The following is a 24,398-nucleotide window of genomic DNA, read 5'->3' as shown; positions in this document are numbered from 1 at the left end:
TCAGCGGGTGAGCCATGGAATTACGAATTAACCAGCAGACCCACCAAGTCGACGCCGAACCCGACACGCCTCTGCTCTGGGTCATCCGCGACAACCTGGGCATGACCGGCACCAAATACGGCTGCGGCCTGGCGCAGTGCGGTGCGTGTTCCGTGCTTGTGGACGGCAACGTGGTGCGTTCCTGCGTCACGCCCGTCTCCGGCGTGGTTGGCCGGGAGATCACCACCATCGAGGCCATCGAGTCGGATGATGTGGGCAAGCGAGTCGTCGCCACCTGGGTCGAGTACCAGGTCGCCCAGTGCGGCTATTGCCAGTCCGGCCAGGTGATGGCAGCCACGGCGCTGCTCAAGCACACCCCCAAGCCGAGTGATGCGCAGATCGAGGCCGCGATGGTCAATCTCTGCCGTTGCGGCACCTACAACGCCATTCATGCGGCAGTGCATGACCTTGCGCAGAAGGGAGAGGCCTGATGAACGTTCGCATCGATCCCACTGCTCTGCCCTTGGTCGCGGGCTTGACTGAACCGGTCAACCTGTCGCGCCGTCGTTTCCTGGCCAGCACCGCCGTGGGCGCGCTGGTGATCGGCTTTGGCCTGCCCCTGGGCTCTGGCCGCGTGCAGGCGGCCACTGCTGCCGCCGCCGGCGAGCGCGGTACGCAGGTGCCGGCCTTTCTGGAGATCCGTCCCGACAACACCATTCGCCTGCTCAGCCCGTTTATCGAAGGCGGCCAGGGCACGTTCACGGCGATGGCGCAGATTGTCGGCGAGGAGTTGGACGCCGACCCGGCCACGTTCCTGGTTGAGTGCGCGCCGCCCGGCGAAGCCTTTGTGGTGATGGAGAATGGCATGCGTATCACCGGCGGCAGTATGTCGGTGCGCATGAGTTACCCGACCATGCGCCGGTTGGGAGCGCTGGCCCGGGCGATGTTGCTGGAGGCCGGGGCGCAGGCGTTGAAAGTGCCGGTGGGTGAGTTGTCGACCGAGCCGGGCAAGGTGGTGCACGCGGCCTCCGGGCGGTCCCTCACGTATGGCGAGCTGGCCGGGCGGGCGATGGACCTGCCGGTGCCGGACGTGGCCAGCGTGAAGCTGCGCGACCCAAGCCAGTTCCGCTGGATCGGCAAGCCGGTGAAGCGTCTGGATGCGTATGACAAGTCCACCGGCAAGGCGCTGTACAGCATTGATATGAAGGTGGACGGCATGCTCCACGCGGCGGTGCAGCATGCGCCCCGGTTGGGCATGACGGTGGGTAGCCTGCGCAACGAGGACCAGGTCAAGGCCATGCCGGGGGTGCACTCGGTGCATCGCCTGCCCGGTGCGGTGGCGGTGGTGGCTGAGCGTTGGTGGCACGCCAAGCGTGCGGTGGAGTCGATTCAGGTCGACTGGCTGGAACCCACGGCTGATTCGAAGCTGCGCGGGATGCCGAAGGATTTTTCCAGCGACGAACACTTCAAGCGCCTCGCCGCGGAAACCGGCCCGTCCCGGGATGATGAGAACGAGGGCGATGTGGCCGGCACGCTGGCCAATGCCAAGACCAAGGTCGAGGCCACGTACCACAACCAGTATCTGCACCATGCGCAGTTGGAGCCGCCTTCGGCGCTGGCGAGTTTCAATGCTGATGGTTCGCTGGAGATCTGGTTGCCGAACCAGGCACAGGATATGTTCCTGGCCGATATCGCCAAGCGCACCGGCCTGGCCCCGGAGCGGATTACCCTGCATTCGCCGCTGCTGGGCGGGTTTTTCGGCCGGCATTTCCTGTATGACTCGGCCAGCCCTTACCCGCAGGCCATTGAGTTGGCCAAGGCGGTCGGGCGTCCGGTGAAGATGATCTGGAGCCGTGAAGAAGAATTCCTGCGGGACGTGCTGCGCCCGGTGGCGGCGGTGAGTTTCCGTGGGGCGCTGGACGCTGACGGCTGGCCGGTGGCGATTGAGGCGGTGAGTGCCACCGAGGGGCCGACCGAGGCCTTGTCGGGCAAACAGGGCGAGAAGATTGACCCGACGGCGCTGGAGGGGTTGTCCGGGAAGTCTTATGCGATTCCCAACAAGCGCATCGCGCAGATCTATGTGAAGGGCCCGGTGATGCTGGGCTATTGGCGGTCGGTGGGTAACTCGCTGAATGACTTTTTCTACGAGTCGTTCCTGGATGAGCTGGCGGACAAAGGCGGCAAAGACCCGTTCGACTTGCGCCTGCATCTGCTGCGGGATAACCAGCGGCTGACCACGCTGCTGAAGGCGGTGGGTGAGTTGTCGGGTGGCTGGAAGCGCGGCCCGTTTGTCGCCGAAGACGGCAGCAAGCGCGCGCGCGGGGTGGCGATGGCCTCGCCGTTCGGCACGCAGACGGCGGTGATTGCCGAGGTGTCGATCGAGAACGGGCAGGTCAAGGTGCATGACATCTGGCAGGCCATCGACCCAGGCAGCATCGTCAACCCGGCGATCGTCGAGGCGCAGGTGAATGGGGCGGTGTCGCTGGGCTTGTCCCAGGTGCTGTTGGAGGAAGCGGTGTATGTGGACGGCTTGCCTCGGGCGCGTAACTACGATTTGTACCCGGTGCTGCCGCCTTCGCGGATGGCGCGGGTGCATGTGCGCGTGATCGAGAGCGGGGAAAAAATGGGCGGCATTGGCGAACCGCCGTTGCCCGCCGTAGCGCCCGCCGTGGCCAACGCCGTAGCGGCGTTGACGGGGCAGCGCGTGCGCAGCATGCCGTTAAGCCGCCATTCCTTCACCTGACCGGGGCCTGAGCACTTATGAACAACCGCCGATTCGCAAGAACCGTTGGCTGGCTGGCGCTGCTGTGCCTGGTCGCCGCAGGCCTGCTGGCCTGGTATGTCACCCGCGAGCCAGCTTCGCCGCTGGCGAGCGAGCCTGTTGCCACAGAGCCGGCGCTGGTCGCCCGAGGCGAGTATGTCGCCCGGGTCAGTGACTGTGTGGCCTGCCACAGCGTGCCCAACGGCGCGCCCTTTGCCGGAGGCCTGGAGATGGCCACGCCGCTGGGGGCGATCCATGCCACCAACGTCACACCGGACCCGGAAACCGGCATCGGCACCTACAGCCTCGCCGACTTCGACCGCGCGGTGCGCCACGGCGTCGCGCCGGGTGGCCGCCGGCTGTATCCGGCGATGCCGTATCCGTCCTACGCCAAGCTCAGCGACGATGATGTGCGCGCCTTGTACGCGTTCTTCATGAAGGGCGTGGCGCCGGTGCGGCAGGCGAATATCAAGAGCTCGATCCCGTGGCCCTTGAATATGCGTTGGCCGATCGCGCTGTGGAATGGCGTGTTTACCGATGGCAAGCCGTACGTAGCCAAGGCTGGCAAAGATGAGCTGTGGAACCGTGGCGCCTACATCGTGCAGGGGCCGGGGCATTGCGGCAGTTGCCACACGCCACGGGGCCTGGCCTTTAACGAGAAGGCGCTGGATGAAAGCGGCAAGCCGTTCCTCGCGGGTGCCTTGCTGGATGGCTGGTACGCGCCGAGCCTGCGGGACGATCCCAACACCGGCCTGGGTCGCTGGAGCGAGCCGGAAGTGGTGCAGTTCCTGAAGACCGGTCGCAATAAACATGCGGTGGTTTATGGCTCGATGACCGAGGCGTTCAACAACTCCACGCAGTTCATGAGCGACGATGACCTGGCGGCGATTGCGCGGTATCTCCGGTCGTTGCCGGGGGACAAGGAGCGTGATGGGCCGGCCTGGCAGTATCAGGCGGTGTCGGCTGCAGAACGCCTGGAGGCGCCGGGCGCCCATACCTATGTGACCCGCTGCGCCTCGTGCCACGGGCTGGAAGGCAAAGGGCAACCGGACTGGATGCCGCCGCTGGCGGGTGCTACCTCAGCGTTGGCCAAGGAGACTGCTTCGGCGATCAACATTACCTTGAATGGCTCACAGCGCGTGGTGGCAGCCAATGTGGCGGACGCTTATCGCATGCCGGCGTTCAGGGAGCAGTTGTCGGACCAGGAGATTGCTGAAGTGCTGACGTTTGTGCGCGGCACCTGGGGCAATCAGGGTGGTGCCGTGGATGCGAAGGCGGTGGGCAAGTTGCGCGAGCATACGGGCCCGGCGAGCAGCAGCCCGATCATTCTGCAGATGCGCTGATGGGAAAGTGTGGGAGCGGGCTTGCCCGCGAAAGCGGTGTGTCAGTCAGCAAATTTTTTACTGACCCACCGCATTCGCGGGCAAGCCCGCTCCCACACTGTTAACCGCGTTTTGGCAGCTTCCAGTTCGGCCGGATGAAGTGGCAGGTGTAACCGTTGGGAATCCGCTCCAGGTAATCCTGATGCTCCGGTTCCGCTTCCCAGAACGGCCCCGCCGGTTCGATCTCGGTCACCACACGGCCTGGCCACAGCTTTGAGGCATCCACATCCGCCGCAGTGTCTTCGGCCACATCACGTTGCTGTTCACTCAGGTAATAAATCGCCGAACGATAGCTTGGGCCCAGGTCATTGCCCTGGCGGTTGGGCGTGCTCGGGTCGTGAATCTGGAAAAAGAACTCGAGGATCTGCCGGTAAGTGATCACCGCCGGGTCGAAGACAATTTCGATGGCTTCGGCATGGTTGCCATGGTTACGGTAAGTGGCGTTCGGTACATCACCACCGGTGTAGCCGACCCGCGTGTGCAGCACGCCGGGGTAGCGGCGCAACAGGTCTTGCATGCCCCAGAAGCAGCCGCCGGCGAGGAGGGCGGTTTCGGTCGGGTTGGTCATGGTCTGTGCTTCCCGTTGTTGGATACAGCGGTAGTTATGGGGGCGGGTTGGGCAATACCAAGATCCAGGTGTGCGCCGTCGATCGCCTTCGTCCGCGTGGCCCGCAGCGCCATCACCAGGGCCAACACCGGGGCCAGGGTAAACAGCGCGAACAGCCAGCGTGCCGCGTTGGCGACCCCGGTATTACTCGCCACATCATTGATGCCCGCCATGTTCGAGATCACCCCCGCCAGTGCCGCGCCCATGGCCATGGCGAACAGTTGCAGGGTGGTGATCGACGAAGCTGCCGTGTCCTTGTCCTGCTCCGACGCCACCTGCAGGATGCGCGTCAGCAGGTGCGGCCAGCCCAGGCCGATGCCAAAACCCACCAGGAACAGCCCGAGGCAGATAGGGGCCAGAAGTGTCCATTCGCCCTGACTGGCGATGGGAGTGGTAATGGCCAGCATGATCAGTCCGGCCACGATAAACAGCGGCCCTGCGACGATGGCGCGATGTGGACCACGGCCCGTCCAGCCGGAGCTGAGGATTTCCGAGACGGTCCAGCCCGCCGCCATCAGCGCCGCCATGTAACCGGCAATCAACGGTGACTGGCCGTGCAGGTGCTGCAGGAAATACGGCATGAAAATCTCGCTGCTCATGCCGATCACCAACAAGCATGTGGTCGCATACAGGGCGCAGAGCGGCGTGCTGAACTTCAACGCATCCCTGGGCAAAAGACGAACCGTGGCCTTGGATTCCTTGCGGATCAACAGCCACACCAGCACCGCACAGGTGGCGATGCCCAGCAGGTTCCAGCCCGGCAGCGACGAAACGCTGCCCGCACACACGGCCAGCACCGCGCCGGCCAGCAGCACCAGTTGCGGCACCGGCAAGCGGGCGGTGGTGGCCTCGGTGGTGTCCCGTGGTGGCAACGCACGGCTGGTGAGCACCATGTACGCCAGGCTCACCGGCACCATCGCGCCAAAGGCCAGGCGCCAGGCGTCCATCTCCGCAAACACGCCGCCTACCGCCGGCCCGACCAGCGTCGCGACGCCCCACATGCCCGACACCAGCGCCATTGCACGCGGCCACAGACGCTCTTCGAACACCAGCTGGATCATCGAATAACACAAGGCCAGCAAGACCCCGCCGCCCAGGCCCTGGATGAAGCGTCCCGCGAGCATCACCGGCATGCTCGGCGCCAGGGCGCATATCAGCACGCCAACCATGAACACCTGCGTGGCCACGGCATATGCTCGCCGTGGGCCGGTGTGCTGCAAGAGCTTGGAGGTGAGGGCCGAACCGAGGATCGAGGCCACCACGTACAGCGTGGTGCTCCAGGCATAGAGCTCCAGGCCGCCGATTTCCGCGACCACCGACGGCAGGATGGTGGTGGCGATATAGGTGTTGGTGGCATAGAGCGCTATGCCACCTGAGAGGGCGAGGGAACGGGTGGCATTCTTGCCGCGGAGCAACTCGCCCCAGCTGCTGTCTTGGGTGTGCATCAACGATTCCTTGTAATGCGTTCGCGGTGGAACCCGGCGAATGGCATAAGCGTCAAGCCTGGATTAATTAAGCAAGTTATTGCTTGGAATATTGAAGCGAGACGGATTCTTTTGCAAGAAATGACTTGGGGAATCGTGGGAAGAGGCTGCTTGAGGTCTGCGCGGCCCCCCAAAGGCTGGCGATCACACCGTCAATTTTCGGCTGAACTTGGTTTCCATCACGATATGGGACGCGGTGTGCGCCACGCCCTTGATCATATTGATGCGGGTGAGCTCGGCGTTGAGTTCGCTCAGGGTGGCGGTGGCGAGGTGAATGATGAAGTCGGACTCACCCGAGACCGCATACACGGCCTGCACCGCGTCCATCTTGCGCAGCGAGGTCATCACATCGGTGTAGCTCTTGTTGGTGCAGGAGGTCATGGTGAAACAGGTAACCGTCTGCTGCAGCCGGTCCTGGTCGATGCGCACGCTGTAGCCGGTGATGACGCCGGCCTTTTCCAGGCGGGTAATGCGCTCCTGCACCGCAGAGCGCGAGACCCCGAGCTTGCGCGCCAAGGACGCGGTGGGCTCGCGTGCGTTGGCTTGCAGCAGGCCAAGCAATTGCCGGTCCTTGTCGGTGAGGTTGAACAGTGGACCGGGATTCTGCGTATCCATGGGCATGTCATTGACCTCGCTGGGTTTCAGTTCTTATGAGTCGCTCGGTGTTGTGAACGCCTTTCCTGAAACAGGTCCATCATCTTCAGGCCTGCGTAAACCGTTTGTGCCGCCGCCGGGCCCAGGGGGCCGCCGTTCCATTCCAGGCCGTAGGCATCGAACAGTCGGTAGCGATCGGTTTCGCCGCAGATCGCTTCGGCGATCACCCGTGCACCAATCGGCGCGGTGTTCATACCATGGCCACCAAATGATGTACATGTCCACAAGCCCTGCCCGAGGGGGCCGATGTGCGGCATTTTGTGCCGCGCATAGCCCATCAGCCCGGACCAGGCTTTGTCGATCTTGATGCCGCGCAATTGCGGATACACGTCGAGGATGTCTTGGGTCAGCAGCTGGCCCAGGCGCTTTTCATCCTGCAGGTTGCGGGTGGTAATGCGACCGCCCCACAGCAGCCGGTCGCCCTCGACGATGCGGTAATAGTCCGAGGCCCGGCGGTTATCGCCCACGGCCTCGGTGGTACACACCGCCTCTGCCAGGCGATCACCCAGAGGCTCGGTCAGCACCGCATAGGTTGCGATGGGCAGGAAGGCGCGGCGCAGCTTGCCGAACTCAGGCCCGCCGTAGCCGCCGCAGCAATACACCACATGGGCGCAATCGACGCTGCCCTGGTCGGTGAACACCCGGTGTCGCCCGTTGCGGCTTTCGACGCGGACCATGGGCGAGCGCTCATGGATTCTGCCACCGCTGTGTTCGATCAGTTGGGCCAGGCCCAGGCAATAGTTCAACGGGTGGAAGTGAAAGCCGTGGTTGTCGCGCAGTGCCTGAAAATAGCGCTCGGTCTTGAGCTTTTCACGCACCGCCTGGCGGTCCAGGTAGTCGAGGTGAAAGTCGAAATCCGCCGCCATTTTGTCGCGCAGGCGTTGCAGATTCTCGCCGTCTTCGTAGCGCACCACGCTCAGCTTTCCGGGGGTGGGCGTGCAGCCGGGGAATTGATGGTGGGCGATCATGCCCCGCACGATGTCGACCCCTTCAAGGGACAGCTTGAACAGCGCGGCAGCCGTGGGTTTACCGCAGCGCCGCTCGATGGAGGACAAGCCTTCGGACCAGCCTTGCAGCACGAACCCGCCGTTACGCCCCGACGCGCCCCAAGCCACACGGCCGGCGTCCAGCAGCACCACGGACTGCCCCCGCGAGACCAGTTCCCACGCCGCGCTGAGCCCCGCCAGCCCGGCGCCGATCACACAGACATCGGCCTGGGCATTGCCGCACAGCACCGCGCGTTCGGTGGTGTCGCGCATCGTGGCGGTGTAGTAATTGTTGTTGTAGGTGTACATGAAGTCCGTCGTCCTTTTTTTTGCGGCGCAGGCGTACAGCGCGCCGCGTCGAGGACGGGCGCCTGTAGGGCCTGTGGGGTTTTTATTGCACCTGGGTGAGGTCGGCGCCGTACCATTTTTCAGACAGTTGCTTGAGCGTGCCGTCGGTTTTCATCTCGGCGACGATCTTGGTCAGCGCGCTGTTGAAGGCGTCATCGCCCTTGTCCACGGCGATGGCCAGGGGTTCGTAGTAGGCCGGTTTGCCTTCCACCCGGACGATGGGGTAGCCATTCTTGATGGCCGCGACGATGGTGGGCAGGGCGGACAGCGTTGCGTTCAGCCGCACCCCGTTGCCCATGCGCAGGTCATCCAGCGGGCCCATGCTGTCGCCGTACGTGCGAACCTCGCCGGGTGTGACGTCGTAAGTGAACGGCGGCACATCGGCGGCGTCGATCTTCAGGCGACGGTTGATGTAGTCCTCGGAAGTGGTACCGGCTTCGACGCCGATGATCTTGCCGTTCAGGTCCGCCAGCTTGGTCCCGGCTGCGTCCTTGTGCACCGCGAATACATACGGCGTGTAGTAGTAGATGGCGGGAAAGTCGAGCACCCGGGTGCGCTCGGTGGTGGGCGTCATGGAGCCCACCGACAAGTCCCAGCGGCTCGACCAGCGGCCCGCGGTGATGATCCCGTACTCGGGCGTCACGAAGTCGACTTTGCTGCCCAGGCGTTTGGCAATCTCGCTGGCGACATCGATATCAAACCCTTGCAGTTTGTTGTCCGGCCCGAGGAACGATTGCGGTGGCCAGTTGGCAGAGGTGGCCACTTTGATCACCTTGGTTTCATGGATACGGTCGAGGGTCGAGCCCGCCCAGGCTGCGCCTGTAAGGCCGGCGAGGGCGGTGGCGACAGTGGCTGCTGCGACTAAGCGAGTGAGCGAGATCATGGGTAAGCCTCCAGATATCGTGAGTACGGTTTTTTGTTGTTTTGGTCGATGTCCGACGGTGCTTCTCAGTGGCTGAGAATCTGCGACAGGAATTCCCGGGCACGTTCGTGCTGGGGGTTGTCAAAAAACTCGGTGGGCTTGGCCTGCTCGATGATGCAGCCCTGGTCCATGAAGATGATCCGGTCGGCAACCCGTCGGGCGAAGCCCATCTCATGGGTGACGCAGACCATGGTGATGCCGTCCTGGGCCAGTTCGCCCATCACGTCCAACACCTCCTTGACCATCTCGGGGTCGAGGGCGGAGGTGGGTTCGTCGAACAGCATGATGCGCGGGCGCATGCACAGGGCGCGGGCAATGGCCACGCGCTGCTGCTGGCCGCCCGAGAGCTGGCTGGGGTATTTGTCGGCCTGGTTGCCGATACGCACCCGGTCCAGGTATTCATGGGCCAGCTCGCGGGCCTGCAGCTCGCTGAGTTTGCTCACCAGGCGAGGGCCCACCATGAGGTTCTCCAGCACGGTCATGTGCGGGAACAGGTTGAACTGCTGGAACACCATGCCCACCTGGCGCCGTATGCCGGCCACGCAGGCGGCATCGCGGGTCAACTCGGTGCCTTCGATAAATACGTGGCCTTTCTGGAAGTCTTCCAGCAGGTTCAGGCAGCGAATCAACGTGGACTTGCCGGAACCCGACGGCCCGCACACCACCACGATTTCACCGCTGGCAATGTGCAGGTCGATCCCCTTGAGCACATAAAAATCGCCATACCATTTGTGCATGTCCTGGATCGAAATCGCGGGATACGGGGCAGGGGCTACTGAGGGCTGATTCATCGTCATGCTCCTGGTTCAGCGATGGGCGCGGTTGAAGTGTTTTTCCAGGCGGGCCTGGACGGTTTCCAGCACGATCGACAGCAGCCAATACAACACGGCGGCGGTGATGAGCATTTCCAGGTGCCGGAACTCGGCGCGTCCCTGGGTTCGCGCCAGGAACATCAACTCCCAGACCCCGATCACCGACACCAGCGAACTGTCCTTGAGCATCGAGATGAACTGGTTGCCCGTTGGCGGAATGATCAGGCGCATGGACTGCGGAAGAATCACCCGGGTCATGGTCTGGAAAGGATTCAGGCCAATCGCCCGCGAGGCTTCCCACTGGCCGCGGGAAATGCTGCTGATGCCCGCACGGAAGATCTCCGTCATGTAGGCGCCATAACACAGCGAGAGCGCCAGGATGCCGGCCGGAACAGCGCCGACCACATAACCGAGCTGAGGGATGCCCAGGTAAATCAGATAGATCTGGATCAGCAGCGGAACACCGCGGAAAAACGAGGTGTAGAAGCTGGCAATCGCAATCGCGAAACCGTTGGAAGACAAGCGCGCGGTGGCGCCCAGCAAGGCCAGGACGAATGCGATCGCAATGGAGATCGCCGACACATAGACGGTGGTGAACACCCCTTGGGTGATCATGAAACCGATCTTGGTCGCGATGAAACTGTAGGAAAGGTTGAAGGTGTCGAAGAACAGCAGGAACAGCACCAGCAACTCGCACCACACCGTGATGATCTGTGCGCGCAAGGGAAAGCGGCCGAGGATGAAGAGGTTCAGCACCACCGTTATGGTGAACGTGCCGCCCACTGCAATGTCGCGCGCCAGTGGTGCCTTCAGGTCGAGAACGATGGGGCCCATCAAATGGGAAAGACGGCCGTCACCCACCCCACAGGCCAGCGTGATGATGAAGATCACAACGGCGATTGCGCCCATGAAGGCGGCGCTGTCAGTCATGCGGGTCTTGACGATATGGTCTTTGTACATGGCTTACGCGCCCCGGGGTGAGCCCCTTTATTGTTGTAGGTTCATTATGGGTTGGCGAAATGCCGGGCGGCACCCTGCGCAATGTTGGGAAATGCAGTTGTTTTCGGCATATGAGGGGAGGGGACCCCTACATTTGCAGGAATCTTGTGAGGGTTGCGGTCCGGAGATGTTTCAGTAGAGACGCGCGCGTAACAGGCCCGCTCAGAGAACGCTCGCTGGGCACGATTTGCGAGGGAGAGAGTGGTCTTTTTCGCTTAACTAAAAAGTTCAATTCACTGCGAAAACGAGGGGTGACCACGACTATATAAAAAGCCTACGTCATAGCTTAGTTAGTGTGGTCTGCCCTATTATGTTTTGGTCTGCTATCAGCGATCTGCCAGAGCTATTTCTCTACTGTTAATGACTTTTTCGTTAACGATGCGACGTACAACCGGCTCGGTTGGTTTTTTAGGGGGTGTTGGTCTAGCCGTCATAGGTTTAGAGTGGTCATTATCACTTTTCATTTCTGACTCCCATTTGATCCGCCACCTAAAAAGTCTTCGAGCCCCGTTCGCAAAGGTGGAGGACTCGGTTTGACCGGTGCTTCTGGCTTAGGCTGTTGCTCATTGCCAGTTGGTTTTTTAGAGTCGCTCAATTGACTTGCCCCTTGTTCCAGAAGGATCGTTTCCAGGATTATAGTTCTTTTTTCCAGGTCTGCAATGGTGTCATTATTTGAAGTTCTTGCAAGTTGATTTTTTAAAGAGGCTATTTCGCCACCGACAAAGCTGTCTTTAATAGCAAGGTTTTTCCGGGGGGAAGATGTATCCATATCAAATATAACAAATAACAAGCTGGCTATGGCCAAGGGAATGCAGGCGATAAGAAATGCCAGCAGAGACTTAAAGACCCATCGTGACCGCTGTTCATTGGCGACGGCGTTATGTGTTGCGCAACTAACGTACGTTTTACATATGAAATCTTCCGTTTCTTTTTTGGGATCTATTAATGGAAGTATTTCCCCTTGTTCAACTTGAGAGTTATATTTGTCAACTTCGATGTTGTAATGGATCTGCTCGTCGTAGTATTCCTTGACTTTTTCGGCGTATGGCATTCTGTTGAACTCAGAACCGCTGAAGGCTTTGAAGTTGAAGTAAATGGATATTACTGAAATGGCGGCTACAAAAAAGACAAGTGCCGAGATTATGTAGGCTATTTCTGGTTTTGAAGAGAAATCTAAAAAACGAGCAAGATAGACAGCTGTAGAAACAAGTATGAATATTGCTGTAAATATCAGTTGTGTTTTTATGGATATATTGTTTTTTATCTCTTCTTCGTATATGTACATCTTTTCATATGTCGTTCCAAGATCGATATTGCTCAAAATAACGTTCCTTGTGTGCTTTTGTGAGTTCTGGCTATTAAATCACACGGCAGTCGAAAGCAAATGGTTTATGCCGCATCCCGTTCCATGGTTACCCAAATCGCCGGGTCGCTGCTTATAGCTATGACGACTCGGCGAGTAATGGATATGCGAAACGGGTAGCTCGTCAGGTTTAGCTACAAGGCACCTCACGGTCGATGAGTTTGCCCATCAACAATATCCCTAGCTCACTGAGCTGATGAATAGCCAACGCCACATCCCGGTCTTTCCCTGTCAGTTCTTCAGACAGATTAAGCAGCAAGGCACTCACGGAGGAGAAAGTTTCGTAACTATTGGTGATCAGGCTTTCGCTGCTGGCGTCGGCGGCGACGCTGAACAGGGCTGAGGGCGTTGGGGCGGGTTTTGAACTGGGATTGAGGTAGTGATCCATGGCGCGCTGGGCGGCCTGGTGGAGTTTTGGATCGCAAGTTCCCGGAGGATTAGGGGTAACCTTGAACATTGTCTGGATGCTCCATTTTGGCCACCGCCTTATCGCTACTAAACGAAAGGTGGCAGCTGTGTGCAGGTTAGTAGACCGGATATTCCAGACAAAACCGGCGCGCCCGAGGGCGCCCTGCACACAGCCACCATTAAGCACAGACAAAGACGTCCGACAGATGATGCTTATGCACATTGCCTAGAATACTTCGGGCTACTAAACCCGATCACTGAGTTTTCAGCGACCGAGCAACCTTAGAGACCCATCCTCAAGCGCACAAGCCGGCGGATTCTGACGTAACTGTAGGCAACGGAGCAAGGCGCCTCACGAATTGCTACGGGCCAAGCACTCATTCTGCAAACGATGTGGCCCGCCAAGTGCTTCGCATCTCGCGAAAAACCGACAGTGCATTCATGGCAAACGCTTAACACCGCCGGTGAACTTAACATCCTGCAATTCGCTGTCGATTCGGTGGCTCATTTCATAGTGGCCTGCAGAGGGACGCCCATCAAACTCTATGGCCCATGGTTGCTTGACAGCTACCCTACCAACTAGTAGGTTTAGGTCCGCGATGTGCCACCTTCTGGCTCCACTGTGGTGCCGATCCGTTCCCGTCTTGAGAGAGCTACTACCCATGACTCATCCCATTTCATCCCTTGGCGCGATCCATACGCTGATCAGTTTGGTCCCCGTTGTTGCGGGCCTCTACAGCTTCGCCCGCTATCTGAAAATCGACACGCTGACACGCTCCGGCAAGGTCTACCTGGCCGGATTGACACTGGCGGTTATCACTTCTTTTGGGGTCTCCAGCACGGGCGGTTTGAACCCCGGGCATGCGTTCGGCATCGTGATCCTGCTTGCGGCTTTTGGCGGCGTGTTTGTGCGGCGGGTGGCCTTCCTGGGCAGGCTTCGCCCGTACCTGTCGACCTTCGGGCTGTCGTTCAGTTTTTTCCTGTCGCTGGTGCCCGGCGTCAACGAAACCCTGACCCGGCTACCGGTCGCCCACCCACTGGCCGACGGCCCTGGCTCGCCAGCCGTGCTGGGCACGTTGCTGGTTTTTCTCGCTCTGTTCGCTATCGGTTTTGCCGCGCAGTGCTGGCGGATTCATGCGCGAAACAGCGAAATGGCACGTGCATAGAAATTGATGGACCACGTCGTTGACGGGCTGCTGACCAACCAGTAGGTTTGATTTTCATGAGCCCGTTTTGCGGTGTTCCAATTGCTATTTGTTGATGGATTCGTGTCATGAGTGAACAACTTTCCCCCAAGGCAGCCGAAATCGTGGCACACGCCCGATTGCTGCTTGCCGCGGGTGGCTACAACAGTTTCAGCTACGCCGATATTTCGCAACGGGTCGGCATCAGCAAGGCGAGTATCCATCACCACTTTCCAAGCAAGGCCGAACTGGTGCGTAACGTCGTCATTCGCTATCGGGAAGAAGCACGGGAAGGCATGGCCCACCTGGCACAACAGCTCGGCGATCCGCTGGCAGAGATCAATGCCTATGTCGATTATTGGTCCAGCTGCATTCTCGACGGCACGTCTTCATTCTGTATTTGCGCGATGCTGGCAGCCGAACTCCCGATGATCCCCAGTGAGATCGCAGACGAGGTTCGCGGGCACTTTGAAGACCTGACCACCTGGCTGACCTCCGTTATCCAGAAGGGGCAGGCCACCCGGCAGTTTCACGTTGCGGGCGAGCCGGCTGTCGAAGCGATGGCCTTGATGGCGACGGTGCATGGGGCCATGTTGGCCGCCCGTGCATTCGGTGCGCCCGAGACGTTCAGAACGATTGTTCAGCCGACGATCAAGCGGTTGATCCGGGTGCACTGAGCCGGGCAACCTCACCACAGGGGGAGCATTCCTGGGAAGAATAGCTCCTATGCTTTCAGCCTCTCTACTACCGCACCCTGCAAACAGCAATGCTGGTCTGGCGATTAAATCCGGGCGGTCAACCGCCCCCATGCCAGGAACCGAACATGACTCTTCAAGCAAAACTCGATGCCTTCAAAGCGGACTTCGTCGCCGGCAAACCACCCTATAACGCGCCGCCCCAGGTGCACGTTGTGATGAAGCGCGCCACCGACGAATTGATCGCCACCGGCCAGGCCGAACGCGCGCTGAAGGTCGGCGACAAAGCCCCGATATTCAAGCTCAACGACCCGGACGGCAACCCGGTTTCCTCGGTGGACTTGTTGGCCAAGGGCCCGCTGGTCATCACCTTCTACCGTGGCGTTTGGTGCCCGTACTGCAACATGGAGCTGCAAGCCCTGGAAGCAGCCTTGCCGGCGTTTCGCGAGTTAGGTGCAAGCCTGGTGGCGATTTCTCCGCAGAACAATGTGAACAGCCGCAAGTCGGTGCGCGAGAACAAGCTGAGCTTCCCGATTCTGTCCGACACCCTGAGCGACGTGGCCGATGCCTTCGGCCTGCGTTTCAAATTGCCCGACTATCTGGTGGACCTGTACAAGTCGTTCGGCAACGACCTGCCGGCCTTCAACAACAACCCGGATTGGGTGTTGCCCATGCCGGCGCGTTTCGTGATCGGCCAGGACGGCGTGATCACTTACGCCGAGGTCAACCCGGACTACACCCGCCGCCCGGACCCTGCCGAGTTGCTTCCCGCGCTGCAGGGTTAACGCTTTTCCATCAACTGCTCGACAAAGCCGACAAACGCCCGGGCCTTGGCGCTTGCCATGCGCCCGGTGGGGAAGATCGCCCACAGGTCCAGCTCCGGCAGCGCCCAGTCTCCCAGCACCGCTACCACCTCGCCACTCGCCAGCTCAGGGGTGAACATCCATTCTGACGAGACGGTGAGGCTGTAGCCCGACAACACCGCCGTGCGCACACCCTCGGCCGCGCTCACCCGTATACGGCCGGCGAGGGTGGCGGGTTGCTCGGTGCCGTCTTTCTTGAAGACCCATGAAGTGCCCCCGCCGCCCAGCGTATAGATCACGGCCTCGTGATCGGCCAGGTCGGCGGGGTATTGGGGCATGCCGCAGCGTTGGAAATATGCCGGCGTGGCCATCACCAACCGCCGGCACTGGCTGATTTTTCTCGCCGTCAGATTCGAATCACTGAGGTCGCCCATGCGCAAGGCGACGTCGATCCCTTCTTCAATCAGGTTCATCGAACGGTCGTCCAGGCGCACGTCGACCTCCAGCAGCGGGTGCTGCTCCAGGAACGCGCCAAGGTGTGGAAGAACGTGCAGGCGGGCGAAGGTGGTCGCCGCCGAAATCCGCAGGGTGCCGGTCAGCCCGGCCGCCGATCCGCGTGCGGCGAGCTCGGCTTCATCTGCGCCTTCGATGACCTTTTTGGCGTGCTCGAAAAACAGCGTGCCGGCCTCGGTGGGCGTCAACCCGCGGGTCGAGCGGATCAGCAGGCGCACGCCCAGGTGGTCTTCAAGCTGTGCGATGGTTTTTGAAATGGCGGGTTGCCCGACGTCCAGGCGCCTGGCCGCCGCAGAAAACGAACCGGTCTCTACCACGTAGACATAGGTTTCCATCGCCGCCAGCCGATCCATCCTGTTGTTCCCCGCCATGCTTCGTTGCGGGCAGTCTGCCGGGATTGCCGGGGGCGCGCCAGTGCATCAGGGTTTGCGATAGGCCCTGTAGTCATTCTGCAAGACGATATGGTCGGCCACGTACTTCGCATCGTGCCACACCCCGTAGATGAACGAAGACGCTCGGTTCACCAGGTTCGGCAAACCCAGGAAGTAAATCCCGCTCTGGGCCGAGATCCCTCGCTTATGGAAAGGCTCGCCTTTCTCGTCAAACGCATTCACCTTCAGCCAGCTGAAATCGAAGCTGAAACCGGTGGCCCACAGAATGGTGGTCACGCCGGCTTCGGCCAGGTCCAGGCTCAGGATCGGGTTCACCAGGCACTGCGGGTCAGGCAGCAGTTCCCACGCGTCAGGCTCAAACTCAAATGGCAGGCCGTTCTGCTCGATATAGGCGTCGGCATCCCGCAGCACGTCAAAGTAGGCACGGTCACCTTCGGCCACGTTGGCCGCCAGGCCGGGTTCAAACTCCATCACGCCGTCATCCCACGCGCGGGTGACGCCCACCAGCGTGATGCCCAGGTGCGCCAGGCGGCGGAAGTCGACGGTCTTGCCGCCTTCATAGCCACTGACGGCAAACGCTACGTGCTTCTTCTTCGGCTGGATTTTGACCTCGTCCCACAAACCCAGGGCGCCCAGCCACCAGCAGTAGTCGCGGCCACGATACGAGCGAGGAGGGCGATAGTGTTCGCCCACCGAGAGGTACACCGTCTTGCCGGCCTTTTGCAGTTCCTCGGCTATTTGCGAACCGGATGCACCGGCGCCCACGACCAGTACCGCCCCTTCGGCGAGCTGGCCAGGGTTCTTGTACGCAGAGGAATGAAGCTGTTGCACCTGGGCGTGTTCGGGCACCAGGTTCGGGATCGACGGCCGTTGAAACGGCCCGGTCGCGGCAACCACATTGTCAGCCTCGATCACCCCGGCCGAAGTGGTCACCTTGAACCCGGGCCGACCCACATGGCGCTCCACTTGCTGGACTTCAACCCCGGTGCGCACCGGCGCCTTGAGCATGTTCACATAGTCTTCGAAATACGCCGCCATGCGCTCTTTCGGCGGGAAGCTCTCGGGGGAAATGCCCTCGAATTTCATCCCCGGAAAACGGTCGTGCCAGGCCGGGCCATTGGCGACCAGGGAATCCCAGCGCTCCGACCGCCAGCGCTCGGCGATGCGGCTGCGTTCCAGCACGATGTGCGGCACGCCCATGAGTGACAGATGCTCGCTCATGGCGACTCCCGCCTGGCCTGCGCCGACCACCAGGGTGTTGATTGTTTCAACTGACATGTGAGCTTCCTAAAGATAAGCGACCATCGACAGGGGCCAGTGTGATCAAGTGCCGGCCAGCCGGAAATTCTGCTTTTTGAACGTAGAGGTTAGGCAAAACCAAAGCCCTTCAATCGGCCTCCAGCAGCTCGGCCACCGCCGTCAGGGCCAGGCGATAACCCAGCGCGCCGAGGCCCGCGATCACGCCGGTGGCGGCTTTGGATACATAGGAGTGATGCCGGAAAGCCTCGCGCTTCCAGATGTTGCTCATGTGGGCTTCGATGATCGGGCCGTCGAACGCCAGCAGCGCATCGAGGATCGGCACCGAGCTGTAGGTCAGGCCCGCGGCGTTGATGATCACCGCGTGGGCGTTGAGCCGGGCTTCCTGAATCCAGTCCACCAGCACGCCTTCGTGGTTGCTCTGGCGAAACTCCAGGGTCAGGCCCAGCTCCGTGGCGTGGCGCTGGCAGCGGGCTTCGATGCTGGCGAAACTCTCGCTGCCGTAGGTGCCGTTCTTGTCCAGCCCGTACAGGTTGGCGTTGGGGCCGTTGAGGAAATACACGGTGCGGGGCATGAGAACCTCCAGGTCGTCAGATTTGCTGGCCCGGGTTCCAGTCATCCGGCACCACGGCGATCACGTCGATTTCCATCAGCCACTCCGGCTGCCCCAGCCCCGAAATCACCAGGCCGGTGGAGATCGGGAATACGCCCTTGAGCCATTTGCCAACCTCCTGGTACACCGGCTCGCGGTAGCGCGGGTCGATCAGGTAGGTGGTGGTTTTCACGATGTGCGACAGGTCGGAACCGGCTTCTTCCAGCAGTTGCTTGACGTTTTTCATCGCCTGCTCGGCTTGCGCCCGCGGGTCGCCGAGGCCGACCAGGTTGCCCGCGAAATCGGTGCCGATCTGGCCACGCACATAAATGGTGTTGCCGGCACGCACGGCTTGGCACAGGTCGTTGTCCAGCGCCTGGTTGGGGTAAGTCTGCTTGGTGTTGAACATGCGAATACGGGTATGGGTGGGCATTGCTGGCAACTCTTGGGGAGCGGAATAAATCCAGCTTCACATTCAGCCCGTGCACGCGAAACCAGCATTTGCGCGAGGTAATGCTTAGGCAAAACCGAAGCGCCATACCCCGGCGTCAGCGTCAGGCCAAAACAGCATCCGGCATGAACCATGCAACGGCACCGTCAAGGCCGTCGACGCCGGTTTGGCGTCAGCTTATTGATGATGTGGAGGCGTGATGCTCAGTCGTATTACCCAGCGCCAACTGGAATATTTCGTGGCTTCCGGTGAGGCAGGCAGCATCAGTGCCGCGTCTGAACGCATTCATGTGTCGTCGCCGTCGATCTCGGCGGCGATCACCCATATGGAGGCCGAGCTGGGCATCCAGCTGTTTGTGCGGCACCACGCCCAGGGCATTTCCCTCACGGCGGTGGGGCGCCAGGTGATGCAAGAGGCCAAGCTGATCCTGGAGCAGATGACCAACCTTTACACCATCGCCTCCGAGTCGCTGAACAGCGTGCGCGGCCCGCTGCGGGTGGGGTGCCTGGAGTGGCTGGCACCGATGATCACCCCCGAGCTGGTGTTTGGTTTTGGCCGGGCGTTTCCGGGTGTGCGCCTCACGCAAGTGGAGGGCAACCACGAGGAAATGCTGGAAAAACTGCGCAGCGCCGAGATCGATATCGCCCTGACCTACGACCTGGTCACCAGTGACGACATCGACTTCCAGCCGCTGGCGCAACTGCCGCCGTATGTGATGGTGGGTGAGTACCACCCGCTGGCAAGCCTGTCGGCGGTGAGCATGCTCGACCTTGAGGATTACCCCGTGGTGCTGCTGGACACGCCGTGGAGCCGGGAATATTTCCTCAGCTTCTTTATGCAGGCCGGCACCACCCCGAACATCATCATGCGTTCCAGCAACCTTGAAACCGTGCGTTCGATGGTCGCCAATGGCATCGGTTATTCCTTCGCGAATGCCCGGCCCAAGGCCAACCTTTCCCAGGATGGCAAACGCTTGATCCGCCTGCGCTTGTCCGGCCCGCACCGGCCCATGCAACTGGGCTATGCCACGGCGAGCAACACCCAATTGTCCCGCGTGGTGTCGGCGTTTGCCGAGCGTTGCCGCATGTTTGTTTCAGACCAGTACATCCCGGGCATGGCGGCTCCGAGCTTTTTTGATGCCCATGCGGTGCGCACAGTCCTGTAGGAGCTGGCTTGCCTGCGATGGTCGTTAACGATGACGTTGGCATCCTGGATGAACGCGGTGCTCTCAGGTTCTTCGCTGGCAAGCCAGCTCCTACAGAGGGTTGTGTTCGCATTGCACCAAAAGATGGCGCTGGCTGCATTGCGCACGCGGTGTCGCACCAATACGAGACAGGCTGTTTTAACAGCCCGGTCGTCACCCAGGGAACGGTGACGCTGCGTAGGTTCTCCCTACCCAATAGGCCGGCTTTTACGAATTGACCCCAAGTGCCTCCTCCCACGACTCTCAGTCCATCGGTGCAGATCAGGGTTCGACCTTCACGTTGAGCATTCGGTGGGCATTTTCATTTTTTTGTCGAGCACAGTGACGATGACTTTCAACTGGAATTACATGTTTGGTTTGCTGGCCGATGCCGAGTTCTGGCGGGCGACATGGACGGTCATCCAGCTCAGTTCATTGACATGGGTGTTGAGTATCGCGCTGGGGTTCCTGCTGGCCCTGGCCAAGCAATCCAAACATGCGCTGATCAGCCTGCCGGCGCGCGGCTATATCTGGTTGTTCCGAAGCCTGCCGCTGCTGGTGCTGCTGATCTTCATCTACAACCTGCCGCAAGCGATTCCCGCCACGTCAGTGATTCTGGCGGACCCGTTCTGGGCCGGCCTGCTGGCCCTGGTGATTTGCGAAACCGCCTATGTCGCCGAGATTCACCGAGGCGGGTTGCTGTCGATTCCCAAAGGGCAGGGCGAAGCCGCCCGGGCGCTGGGGCTGAGGTTTTTCGGGATTCAGTGGCGGGTGGTGATTCCCCAGGCATTGCGGGTGGCGCTGCCGTCGTTGGCCAACGAATACATCTCCATCGTCAAGCTCACCTCATTGGTGTCGGTGATCTCGCTCACCGAGATCCTGATGGTTGGCCAGCGCCTGTATTCGCAGAACTTCCTGGTGATCGAGACGATGGCAGCGGTGGCGTTCTTCTACGTGTTCATCGTCACGGTGTTCGACTTCCTGCTGAAACGGCTGGAGCGTTTTCTCGACGTCAACCAACGCAACGTTTCCCGGGTGCCCGATGCAGAAGTGCTGGCCCTGGCGACTCAACAACGTGTCGCCTTGCAACGTCCTGCCAGCACCGACGGCCCGGCGCTGCAAGCCAGCCGGCTGCACAAGGCCTACAACGATGTGGAGGTGCTGGGCTCGGTCAACCTGCAGATCCAGCCCGGTGAAGTGGTGTCGGTGATCGGGCCTTCGGGCTCCGGCAAAACCACCTTGATTCGCCTGCTGAACGGCCTTGAGCAACTGGATAACGGCGAGATCAAAATCAACGGCCAACCCTTCATTCACCTGAACAAAGTCGGTGCGCAAAAGCCGCAGTACGTGGAGCACGCCGAGCATCGCCTGAACATCGGCATGGTGTTCCAGAGCTTCAACCTGTTCCCGCATCTGAGCGTGCTCGACAACCTGCTGATGGCGCCGAAGTACCACGGCCTCGGCAGCGTCGAAGAGCTGAAGCAGCAGGCTTACGCGCTGCTGCACAAGGTCGGGATGCTCGACCACGCCTGGAAGTATCCGCACCAGCTTTCCGGTGGACAACAGCAGCGCGTGGCCATTGCCCGCGCCCTGATGATGCGCCCGCAAATCATGCTGTTCGACGAGCCTACCTCGGCCCTCGACCCGGAAAAAGTCAACGAAGTCCTGCAAGTCATCGAAGCCCTGGCCCAGGAGGGCATCACCATGGTGATCGTCACCCATGAGATGAATTTCGCGTTCAAGGTCTCCGACCGGATCGTGTTCATGGAGAAGGGCCGGGTGGTGTGCGATGACACGCCGCACGCATTGCGCAGCGGTGAAAACCCACGTGTGGAGGCGTTCCTCAAGGACGTCTCGCTGGCGTGACCCCCTTAACGTTCGAGCGACAAGAGAGCAACAACATGATCGAGCAAGCGCAAATTGAACAGTTTCACCGGGACGGCTTTCTGGTGGTGCAAGACGTGCTGTCGCCTGAAGAAGTGGCCGCGTTGCAACACGACTTCGACCAGTGGGTAGAAGACAGCCGCAGCCACGACCAGGGCTTTGGTGAAACGGTGGATGGCCGTGCGCGGTTCGACCTGGAAGGCGACCATCGCCCGGATCATCCTTCGCTGCGCCGGGTGAGTTCGCCCACCGAAATTTCGCCGGCGTACCAGCGCGTGGCGCTGCAATCGCGGATGGCGGCGATCTCCGCGCAACTGATCGGGGGCGGCGGCGCGCGCTTTCATCACAGCAAGATCAACTCGAAATTGCCCCACACCGCCACGCAGGTGAAGTGGCACCAGGACTTTCTGTTCACGCCCCACAGCAACGACGACATCGTCACGGCCTTGCTGATGGTCAGCGAAGTCACGCCGCAAAATGGCCCGCTGAATGTGATCCCCGGCAGCCACAAAGGGCCGCTGTGGTCCCACTGGCACGAGCAGCGTTTCACCGGCTCGGTGGAAGACACGGTGGTTGACGACCTGTGCCGCAACCCGGTGGCCTGTTATGGCCCGGCCGGTTCCGTGTGCTTCATGCACACCCGTCTTTTGCATGCTTCAAGCCCTAACGAGACCGAACTGCCGCGCACCCTGTTTATCAGCGTCTACGCCGCTGAAGACGCGCTGCCATTCGGCGAAAACCCGCTGCCCAGCGCACACGCCGGCCTGATGGTGGCCGGTGAAGAAAGTGGCCTGGTGCGTTCCACGGAAAACCACCTGCGCTTGCCGCAGAAGCCCCGTGGCGCCTCTTTCTTTGTGCAACAGGCCGGCCAGGACTCAGTCACTGCCTAACCTTCTTCTCACCTTGCAGGGAATTACCATGACAGCGTTTCACATGATTGCTCGCCCAATTGCCGTGTGCCTGCTGGGCGCTGCGGTTGCAATGACGTCGTTGGCGGCTGCGGCTTTCCAGAAAGACGGGAAAATTGTCGCCGGTTCCGACGTGACCTTCTTCCCCTATGAATACATGGACAACAACAAGCCCGCCGGCTTCGATATCGAGTTCATGGACGGCCTGGCCAAGACCATTGGCCGCACCGTCGAAACCCTCGACACACGCTTCCCCAACCTGATCACCGGCTTGCAGGCCGGGCGCTTCGACGTGACCAACTCGTCGATGTACATCACCGCTGAGCGCGTCAAAGTCATCGACATGATTCCCTACCTCAAAAGCGGTGAATCGATCCTCACCCTCAAGGGCAGCGACTTCCAGCCCAAGACCCCGGAAGAGTTCTGCGGCCACAAGATCGGCTCCATGGGCGCCACGTCCTGGCTGGCGCAGATGCACAAACTGTCGGATGAGTACTGCGTGAAAAAAGGCCTGAAGCCGATCGCGATCAGCGAGTACAGCACCGACCCGCAAACCACCCAGGCGTTGCTGGCCCATGCGGTCGAAGCGCAGATCACCGACGCCGCGGTGGCCCGTGGTGCGGTGGAAAAACTTGGCGGGCGCGTGGTGATTTCTTCCGAGACCCTGATCTACCCGGTGCTGAACGGTTTTGGCGTGAAGAAAGGCAATGACGAGGTCAAGAATGCCTTGATCGAAGGCATCAAGAAATTCAGCGCAACCCCTGAATACGCGGCCTTGCTCAAGAAATACAACTTCCAGGCGCCCACCGATGCCGACATCGCCGAGCTGATGCCGAAGTCCTGATCACAAGAGTGCTCACTTAAAGGAACGCACCGAACCTGTGGCGAGGGAGCTTGCTGTGGCGAGGGAGCTTGCTCCCGCTGGGCCGCGAAGCGGCCCCCTCGCGTTATCCAAGCGAATGGGACTGCTGCGCAGTCCAGCGGGAGCAAGCTCCCTCGCCACAGCAAGCTCCCTCACAGCAAGCTCCCTCACCACAATAAACCCCTCGCCATCTAATCGCCCTGCGGAGAAAGCAATATGGCGTTATCACTTGAAGAGCAAACCCGCATCGACCTGGCCGCCACGTTCCGCATCGTTGCGCACCTGGGCATGCATGAGGCAGTGGCCAACCATTTCAGCGCGGCGGTGTCGGCCGACGGCAAACAGTTTCTGCTCAACCCGAAGTGGAAGCACTTCTCGCGCATCCGTGCCAGTGACCTGCTGCTGTTGAACGCCGACGACGCTTGCGGCGCCGACCACCCGGACGTGGACGCCACCGCCTGGTCGATCCACGGGCAGATCCACCGCTTGTTGCCACAAACCCGCGCCGTGCTGCACCTGCACCCGGTGTACACCACGGCCGTCGCCTGCCTGGCCAGGCCGCATGTCCCGCCGATCGACCAGAACACCGCGCGCTATTTCAATCGCGTGGCGGTAGATGAGTTGTACGGTGGCATGGCCGACACCGAGGCCGAAGGTGAGCGCCTGGCCGGGTTGTTGGACGGCAAGAGCCGCTTGCTGATGGGCAACCATGGGGTGATGGTCACGGCCACCTCCATCGGCGAGGCATTCGACGATATCTGGACCCTGGAGCGCGCCTGCCAGATACTCGTCACGGCGTGGTCCACCGGCCAACCGCTGCGGGTGCTGTCTGACGAGGTGGCGGAAAAAACTGCACGGGGCTGGGAAGGCATCACGGATTTCTCGCAACGGCATTTTGAAGAAATGAAGCAACTGATGATCGACGCCGACCCTTCGTTGCTCGATTGACTTGACCCCTCAGAGGCAGGA

Annotated in this window: 24 protein-coding genes; 11 read left to right on the top strand and 13 right to left on the bottom strand. The window is 60.8% G+C overall.

Features of this window, described 5'->3' with window-relative positions:
• Nucleotides 1-14: 14 nt before the first annotated feature.
• From V3W39_RS13455 to V3W39_RS13445, 3 genes are read left to right on the top strand one after another with little or no spacing between them, the layout of a single operon-like run.
• Complete coding sequence (locus V3W39_RS13455) at nt 15-470, top strand: (2Fe-2S)-binding protein (RefSeq protein ID WP_003215609.1); 456 nt, start codon at nt 15-17, stop codon at nt 468-470.
• Nucleotides 470-2,722 (top strand): xanthine dehydrogenase family protein molybdopterin-binding subunit, encoded by a 2,253-nt coding sequence (locus tag V3W39_RS13450; protein ID WP_330212759.1) that lies wholly within the window; start codon nt 470-472, stop codon nt 2,720-2,722. Before V3W39_RS13455 ends, V3W39_RS13450 begins: the two co-directional genes overlap by 1 nt.
• 17 nt (nt 2,723-2,739) lie before the next feature.
• Nucleotides 2,740-4,083 carry a c-type cytochrome gene (locus V3W39_RS13445; RefSeq protein ID WP_177120236.1) on the top strand — a complete coding sequence of 448 codons (1,344 nt, stop codon included), beginning with the start codon at nt 2,740-2,742 and terminating at the stop codon, nt 4,081-4,083.
• A gap of 100 nt (nt 4,084-4,183) precedes the next feature.
• On the opposite strand, the gene msrA is transcribed toward V3W39_RS13445, so the two are convergent.
• The 9 genes from msrA to V3W39_RS13400 form a co-directional block, all read right to left on the bottom strand.
• Nucleotides 4,184-4,690 (bottom strand): peptide-methionine (S)-S-oxide reductase MsrA, encoded by a 507-nt coding sequence (gene msrA, locus V3W39_RS13440; RefSeq protein WP_177042473.1) that lies wholly within the window; start codon nt 4,688-4,690, stop codon nt 4,184-4,186.
• Nucleotides 4,687-6,174: an MFS transporter gene (locus V3W39_RS13435; protein WP_330212758.1), complete on the bottom strand. Its 1,488-nt coding sequence runs from the start codon at nt 6,172-6,174 to the stop codon at nt 4,687-4,689. The genes msrA and V3W39_RS13435 overlap by 4 nt, the downstream gene beginning before the upstream one ends.
• Nucleotides 6,175-6,357: 183 nt before the next feature.
• A complete protein-coding gene (locus V3W39_RS13430) occupies nt 6,358-6,828 on the bottom strand; it encodes an Lrp/AsnC family transcriptional regulator (protein WP_076016960.1) in 471 nt (156 codons plus the stop codon).
• 26 nt (nt 6,829-6,854) lie between these two features.
• Nucleotides 6,855-8,162, bottom strand: coding sequence for an NAD(P)/FAD-dependent oxidoreductase (locus V3W39_RS13425; protein WP_330212757.1), 1,308 nt, complete (start codon nt 8,160-8,162; stop codon nt 6,855-6,857).
• Between the two features lie 82 nt (nt 8,163-8,244).
• Entirely contained in the window at nt 8,245-9,084 is an 840-nt protein-coding gene (locus tag V3W39_RS13420; protein ID WP_330212756.1) for a transporter substrate-binding domain-containing protein, read from the bottom strand.
• Nucleotides 9,085-9,149: 65 nt separating this feature from the next.
• Nucleotides 9,150-9,914, bottom strand: a complete 765-nt coding sequence (locus tag V3W39_RS13415) for an amino acid ABC transporter ATP-binding protein (RefSeq protein ID WP_177042469.1) — start codon at nt 9,912-9,914, stop codon at nt 9,150-9,152.
• Between the two features lie 15 nt (nt 9,915-9,929).
• Nucleotides 9,930-10,895 carry an amino acid ABC transporter permease gene (locus tag V3W39_RS13410; RefSeq protein ID WP_177042468.1) on the bottom strand — a complete coding sequence of 322 codons (966 nt, stop codon included), beginning with the start codon at nt 10,893-10,895 and terminating at the stop codon, nt 9,930-9,932.
• 499 nt (nt 10,896-11,394) lie between these two features.
• Nucleotides 11,395-12,255, bottom strand: a complete 861-nt coding sequence (locus V3W39_RS13405) for a hypothetical protein (RefSeq protein ID WP_259197708.1) — start codon at nt 12,253-12,255, stop codon at nt 11,395-11,397.
• Nucleotides 12,256-12,427: 172 nt separating this feature from the next.
• Entirely contained in the window at nt 12,428-12,754 is a 327-nt protein-coding gene (locus V3W39_RS13400) for a DUF6124 family protein (RefSeq protein WP_330212755.1), read from the bottom strand.
• A gap of 613 nt (nt 12,755-13,367) precedes the next feature.
• On the opposite strand from V3W39_RS13400, the gene V3W39_RS13395 reads away from it, so the two are divergent.
• The 3 genes from V3W39_RS13395 (at nt 13,368) to V3W39_RS13385 (ending at nt 15,369) form a co-directional block, all read left to right on the top strand.
• Nucleotides 13,368-13,871 (top strand): hypothetical protein, encoded by a 504-nt coding sequence (locus V3W39_RS13395; protein WP_330212754.1) that lies wholly within the window; start codon nt 13,368-13,370, stop codon nt 13,869-13,871.
• Nucleotides 13,872-13,978: 107 nt separating this feature from the next.
• The gene (locus V3W39_RS13390; protein WP_330212753.1) at nt 13,979-14,566 is read left to right on the top strand and encodes a TetR/AcrR family transcriptional regulator; all 588 of its coding nucleotides are present in this window, start codon (nt 13,979-13,981) and stop codon (nt 14,564-14,566) included.
• 146 nt (nt 14,567-14,712) lie between these two features.
• Nucleotides 14,713-15,369, top strand: a complete 657-nt coding sequence (locus V3W39_RS13385) for a peroxiredoxin-like family protein (protein ID WP_330212752.1) — start codon at nt 14,713-14,715, stop codon at nt 15,367-15,369.
• Here the strand turns inward: V3W39_RS13385 and V3W39_RS13380 are convergent.
• The 4 genes from V3W39_RS13380 to V3W39_RS13365 form a co-directional block, all read right to left on the bottom strand.
• The gene (locus tag V3W39_RS13380) at nt 15,366-16,253 is read right to left on the bottom strand and encodes a LysR family transcriptional regulator (RefSeq protein ID WP_330212751.1); all 888 of its coding nucleotides are present in this window, start codon (nt 16,251-16,253) and stop codon (nt 15,366-15,368) included. The two genes, V3W39_RS13385 and V3W39_RS13380, sit on opposite strands and share 4 nt — an antisense overlap.
• 66 nt (nt 16,254-16,319) lie before the next feature.
• Complete coding sequence (locus V3W39_RS13375) at nt 16,320-17,570, bottom strand: flavin-containing monooxygenase (protein WP_177120242.1); 1,251 nt, start codon at nt 17,568-17,570, stop codon at nt 16,320-16,322.
• A gap of 109 nt (nt 17,571-17,679) precedes the next feature.
• The gene (locus tag V3W39_RS13370) at nt 17,680-18,123 is read right to left on the bottom strand and encodes a type II 3-dehydroquinate dehydratase (RefSeq protein ID WP_177077072.1); all 444 of its coding nucleotides are present in this window, start codon (nt 18,121-18,123) and stop codon (nt 17,680-17,682) included.
• Nucleotides 18,124-18,139: 16 nt separating this feature from the next.
• Nucleotides 18,140-18,574, bottom strand: coding sequence for a RidA family protein (locus V3W39_RS13365; protein ID WP_177042461.1), 435 nt, complete (start codon nt 18,572-18,574; stop codon nt 18,140-18,142).
• Nucleotides 18,575-18,791: 217 nt separating this feature from the next.
• Here V3W39_RS13365 and V3W39_RS13360 point away from each other — a divergent pair, with 217 nt between their 5' ends.
• The 5 genes from V3W39_RS13360 to V3W39_RS13335 all read left to right on the top strand — a co-directional run bounded on the left by V3W39_RS13360 (nt 18,792) and on the right by V3W39_RS13335 (nt 24,377).
• Entirely contained in the window at nt 18,792-19,757 is a 966-nt protein-coding gene (locus tag V3W39_RS13360) for a LysR family transcriptional regulator (protein WP_177042460.1), read from the top strand.
• A gap of 366 nt (nt 19,758-20,123) precedes the next feature.
• Nucleotides 20,124-21,641 carry an amino acid ABC transporter permease/ATP-binding protein gene (locus V3W39_RS13350; RefSeq protein WP_177077026.1) on the top strand — a complete coding sequence of 506 codons (1,518 nt, stop codon included), beginning with the start codon at nt 20,124-20,126 and terminating at the stop codon, nt 21,639-21,641.
• Nucleotides 21,642-21,676: 35 nt separating this feature from the next.
• A complete protein-coding gene (locus tag V3W39_RS13345) occupies nt 21,677-22,549 on the top strand; it encodes a phytanoyl-CoA dioxygenase family protein (RefSeq protein ID WP_177042458.1) in 873 nt (290 codons plus the stop codon).
• Between the two features lie 28 nt (nt 22,550-22,577).
• A complete protein-coding gene (locus V3W39_RS13340) occupies nt 22,578-23,411 on the top strand; it encodes an ABC transporter substrate-binding protein (protein ID WP_330212750.1) in 834 nt (277 codons plus the stop codon).
• A 234-nt stretch (nt 23,412-23,645) separates the two neighbouring features.
• Nucleotides 23,646-24,377 carry a class II aldolase and adducin N-terminal domain-containing protein gene (locus V3W39_RS13335; RefSeq protein WP_177042456.1) on the top strand — a complete coding sequence of 244 codons (732 nt, stop codon included), beginning with the start codon at nt 23,646-23,648 and terminating at the stop codon, nt 24,375-24,377.
• Nucleotides 24,378-24,398 lie beyond the last annotated feature (21 nt).

Source organism: Pseudomonas sp. Z18(2022) (genome assembly GCF_036346535.1).
GTDB classification, from domain to species: domain Bacteria; phylum Pseudomonadota; class Gammaproteobacteria; order Pseudomonadales; family Pseudomonadaceae; genus Aquipseudomonas; species Aquipseudomonas yamanorum_A.
The sequence above is the reverse complement of the archived record's forward strand: the minus strand, read 5'-3'. Positions and strand labels throughout refer to the sequence as shown.

What these genes read in the sequence shown, in the direction of transcription:
- V3W39_RS13455 (WP_003215609.1), top strand. Translation starts at nt 15, where the DNA reads ATGGAATTACGAATTAACCAGCAGACCCACCAAGTCGACGCCGAACCC.
- V3W39_RS13450 (WP_330212759.1), top strand. Translation starts at nt 470, where the DNA reads ATGAACGTTCGCATCGATCCCACTGCTCTGCCCTTGGTCGCGGGCTTG.
- V3W39_RS13445 (WP_177120236.1), top strand. Translation starts at nt 2,740, where the DNA reads ATGAACAACCGCCGATTCGCAAGAACCGTTGGCTGGCTGGCGCTGCTG.
- msrA (WP_177042473.1), bottom strand. Translation starts at nt 4,690, where the DNA reads ATGACCAACCCGACCGAAACCGCCCTCCTCGCCGGCGGCTGCTTCTGG.
- V3W39_RS13435 (WP_330212758.1), bottom strand. Translation starts at nt 6,174, where the DNA reads ATGCACACCCAAGACAGCAGCTGGGGCGAGTTGCTCCGCGGCAAGAAT.
- V3W39_RS13430 (WP_076016960.1), bottom strand. Translation starts at nt 6,828, where the DNA reads ATGGATACGCAGAATCCCGGTCCACTGTTCAACCTCACCGACAAGGAC.
- V3W39_RS13425 (WP_330212757.1), bottom strand. Translation starts at nt 8,162, where the DNA reads ATGTACACCTACAACAACAATTACTACACCGCCACGATGCGCGACACC.
- V3W39_RS13420 (WP_330212756.1), bottom strand. Translation starts at nt 9,084, where the DNA reads ATGATCTCGCTCACTCGCTTAGTCGCAGCAGCCACTGTCGCCACCGCC.
- V3W39_RS13415 (WP_177042469.1), bottom strand. Translation starts at nt 9,914, where the DNA reads ATGAATCAGCCCTCAGTAGCCCCTGCCCCGTATCCCGCGATTTCGATC.
- V3W39_RS13410 (WP_177042468.1), bottom strand. Translation starts at nt 10,895, where the DNA reads ATGTACAAAGACCATATCGTCAAGACCCGCATGACTGACAGCGCCGCC.
- V3W39_RS13400 (WP_330212755.1), bottom strand. Translation starts at nt 12,754, where the DNA reads ATGTTCAAGGTTACCCCTAATCCTCCGGGAACTTGCGATCCAAAACTC.
- V3W39_RS13395 (WP_330212754.1), top strand. Translation starts at nt 13,368, where the DNA reads ATGACTCATCCCATTTCATCCCTTGGCGCGATCCATACGCTGATCAGT.
- V3W39_RS13390 (WP_330212753.1), top strand. Translation starts at nt 13,979, where the DNA reads ATGAGTGAACAACTTTCCCCCAAGGCAGCCGAAATCGTGGCACACGCC.
- V3W39_RS13385 (WP_330212752.1), top strand. Translation starts at nt 14,713, where the DNA reads ATGACTCTTCAAGCAAAACTCGATGCCTTCAAAGCGGACTTCGTCGCC.
- V3W39_RS13380 (WP_330212751.1), bottom strand. Translation starts at nt 16,253, where the DNA reads ATGGATCGGCTGGCGGCGATGGAAACCTATGTCTACGTGGTAGAGACC.
- V3W39_RS13375 (WP_177120242.1), bottom strand. Translation starts at nt 17,570, where the DNA reads ATGTCAGTTGAAACAATCAACACCCTGGTGGTCGGCGCAGGCCAGGCG.
- V3W39_RS13370 (WP_177077072.1), bottom strand. Translation starts at nt 18,123, where the DNA reads ATGCCCCGCACCGTGTATTTCCTCAACGGCCCCAACGCCAACCTGTAC.
- V3W39_RS13365 (WP_177042461.1), bottom strand. Translation starts at nt 18,574, where the DNA reads ATGCCCACCCATACCCGTATTCGCATGTTCAACACCAAGCAGACTTAC.
- V3W39_RS13360 (WP_177042460.1), top strand. Translation starts at nt 18,792, where the DNA reads ATGCTCAGTCGTATTACCCAGCGCCAACTGGAATATTTCGTGGCTTCC.
- V3W39_RS13350 (WP_177077026.1), top strand. Translation starts at nt 20,124, where the DNA reads ATGACTTTCAACTGGAATTACATGTTTGGTTTGCTGGCCGATGCCGAG.
- V3W39_RS13345 (WP_177042458.1), top strand. Translation starts at nt 21,677, where the DNA reads ATGATCGAGCAAGCGCAAATTGAACAGTTTCACCGGGACGGCTTTCTG.
- V3W39_RS13340 (WP_330212750.1), top strand. Translation starts at nt 22,578, where the DNA reads ATGACAGCGTTTCACATGATTGCTCGCCCAATTGCCGTGTGCCTGCTG.
- V3W39_RS13335 (WP_177042456.1), top strand. Translation starts at nt 23,646, where the DNA reads ATGGCGTTATCACTTGAAGAGCAAACCCGCATCGACCTGGCCGCCACG.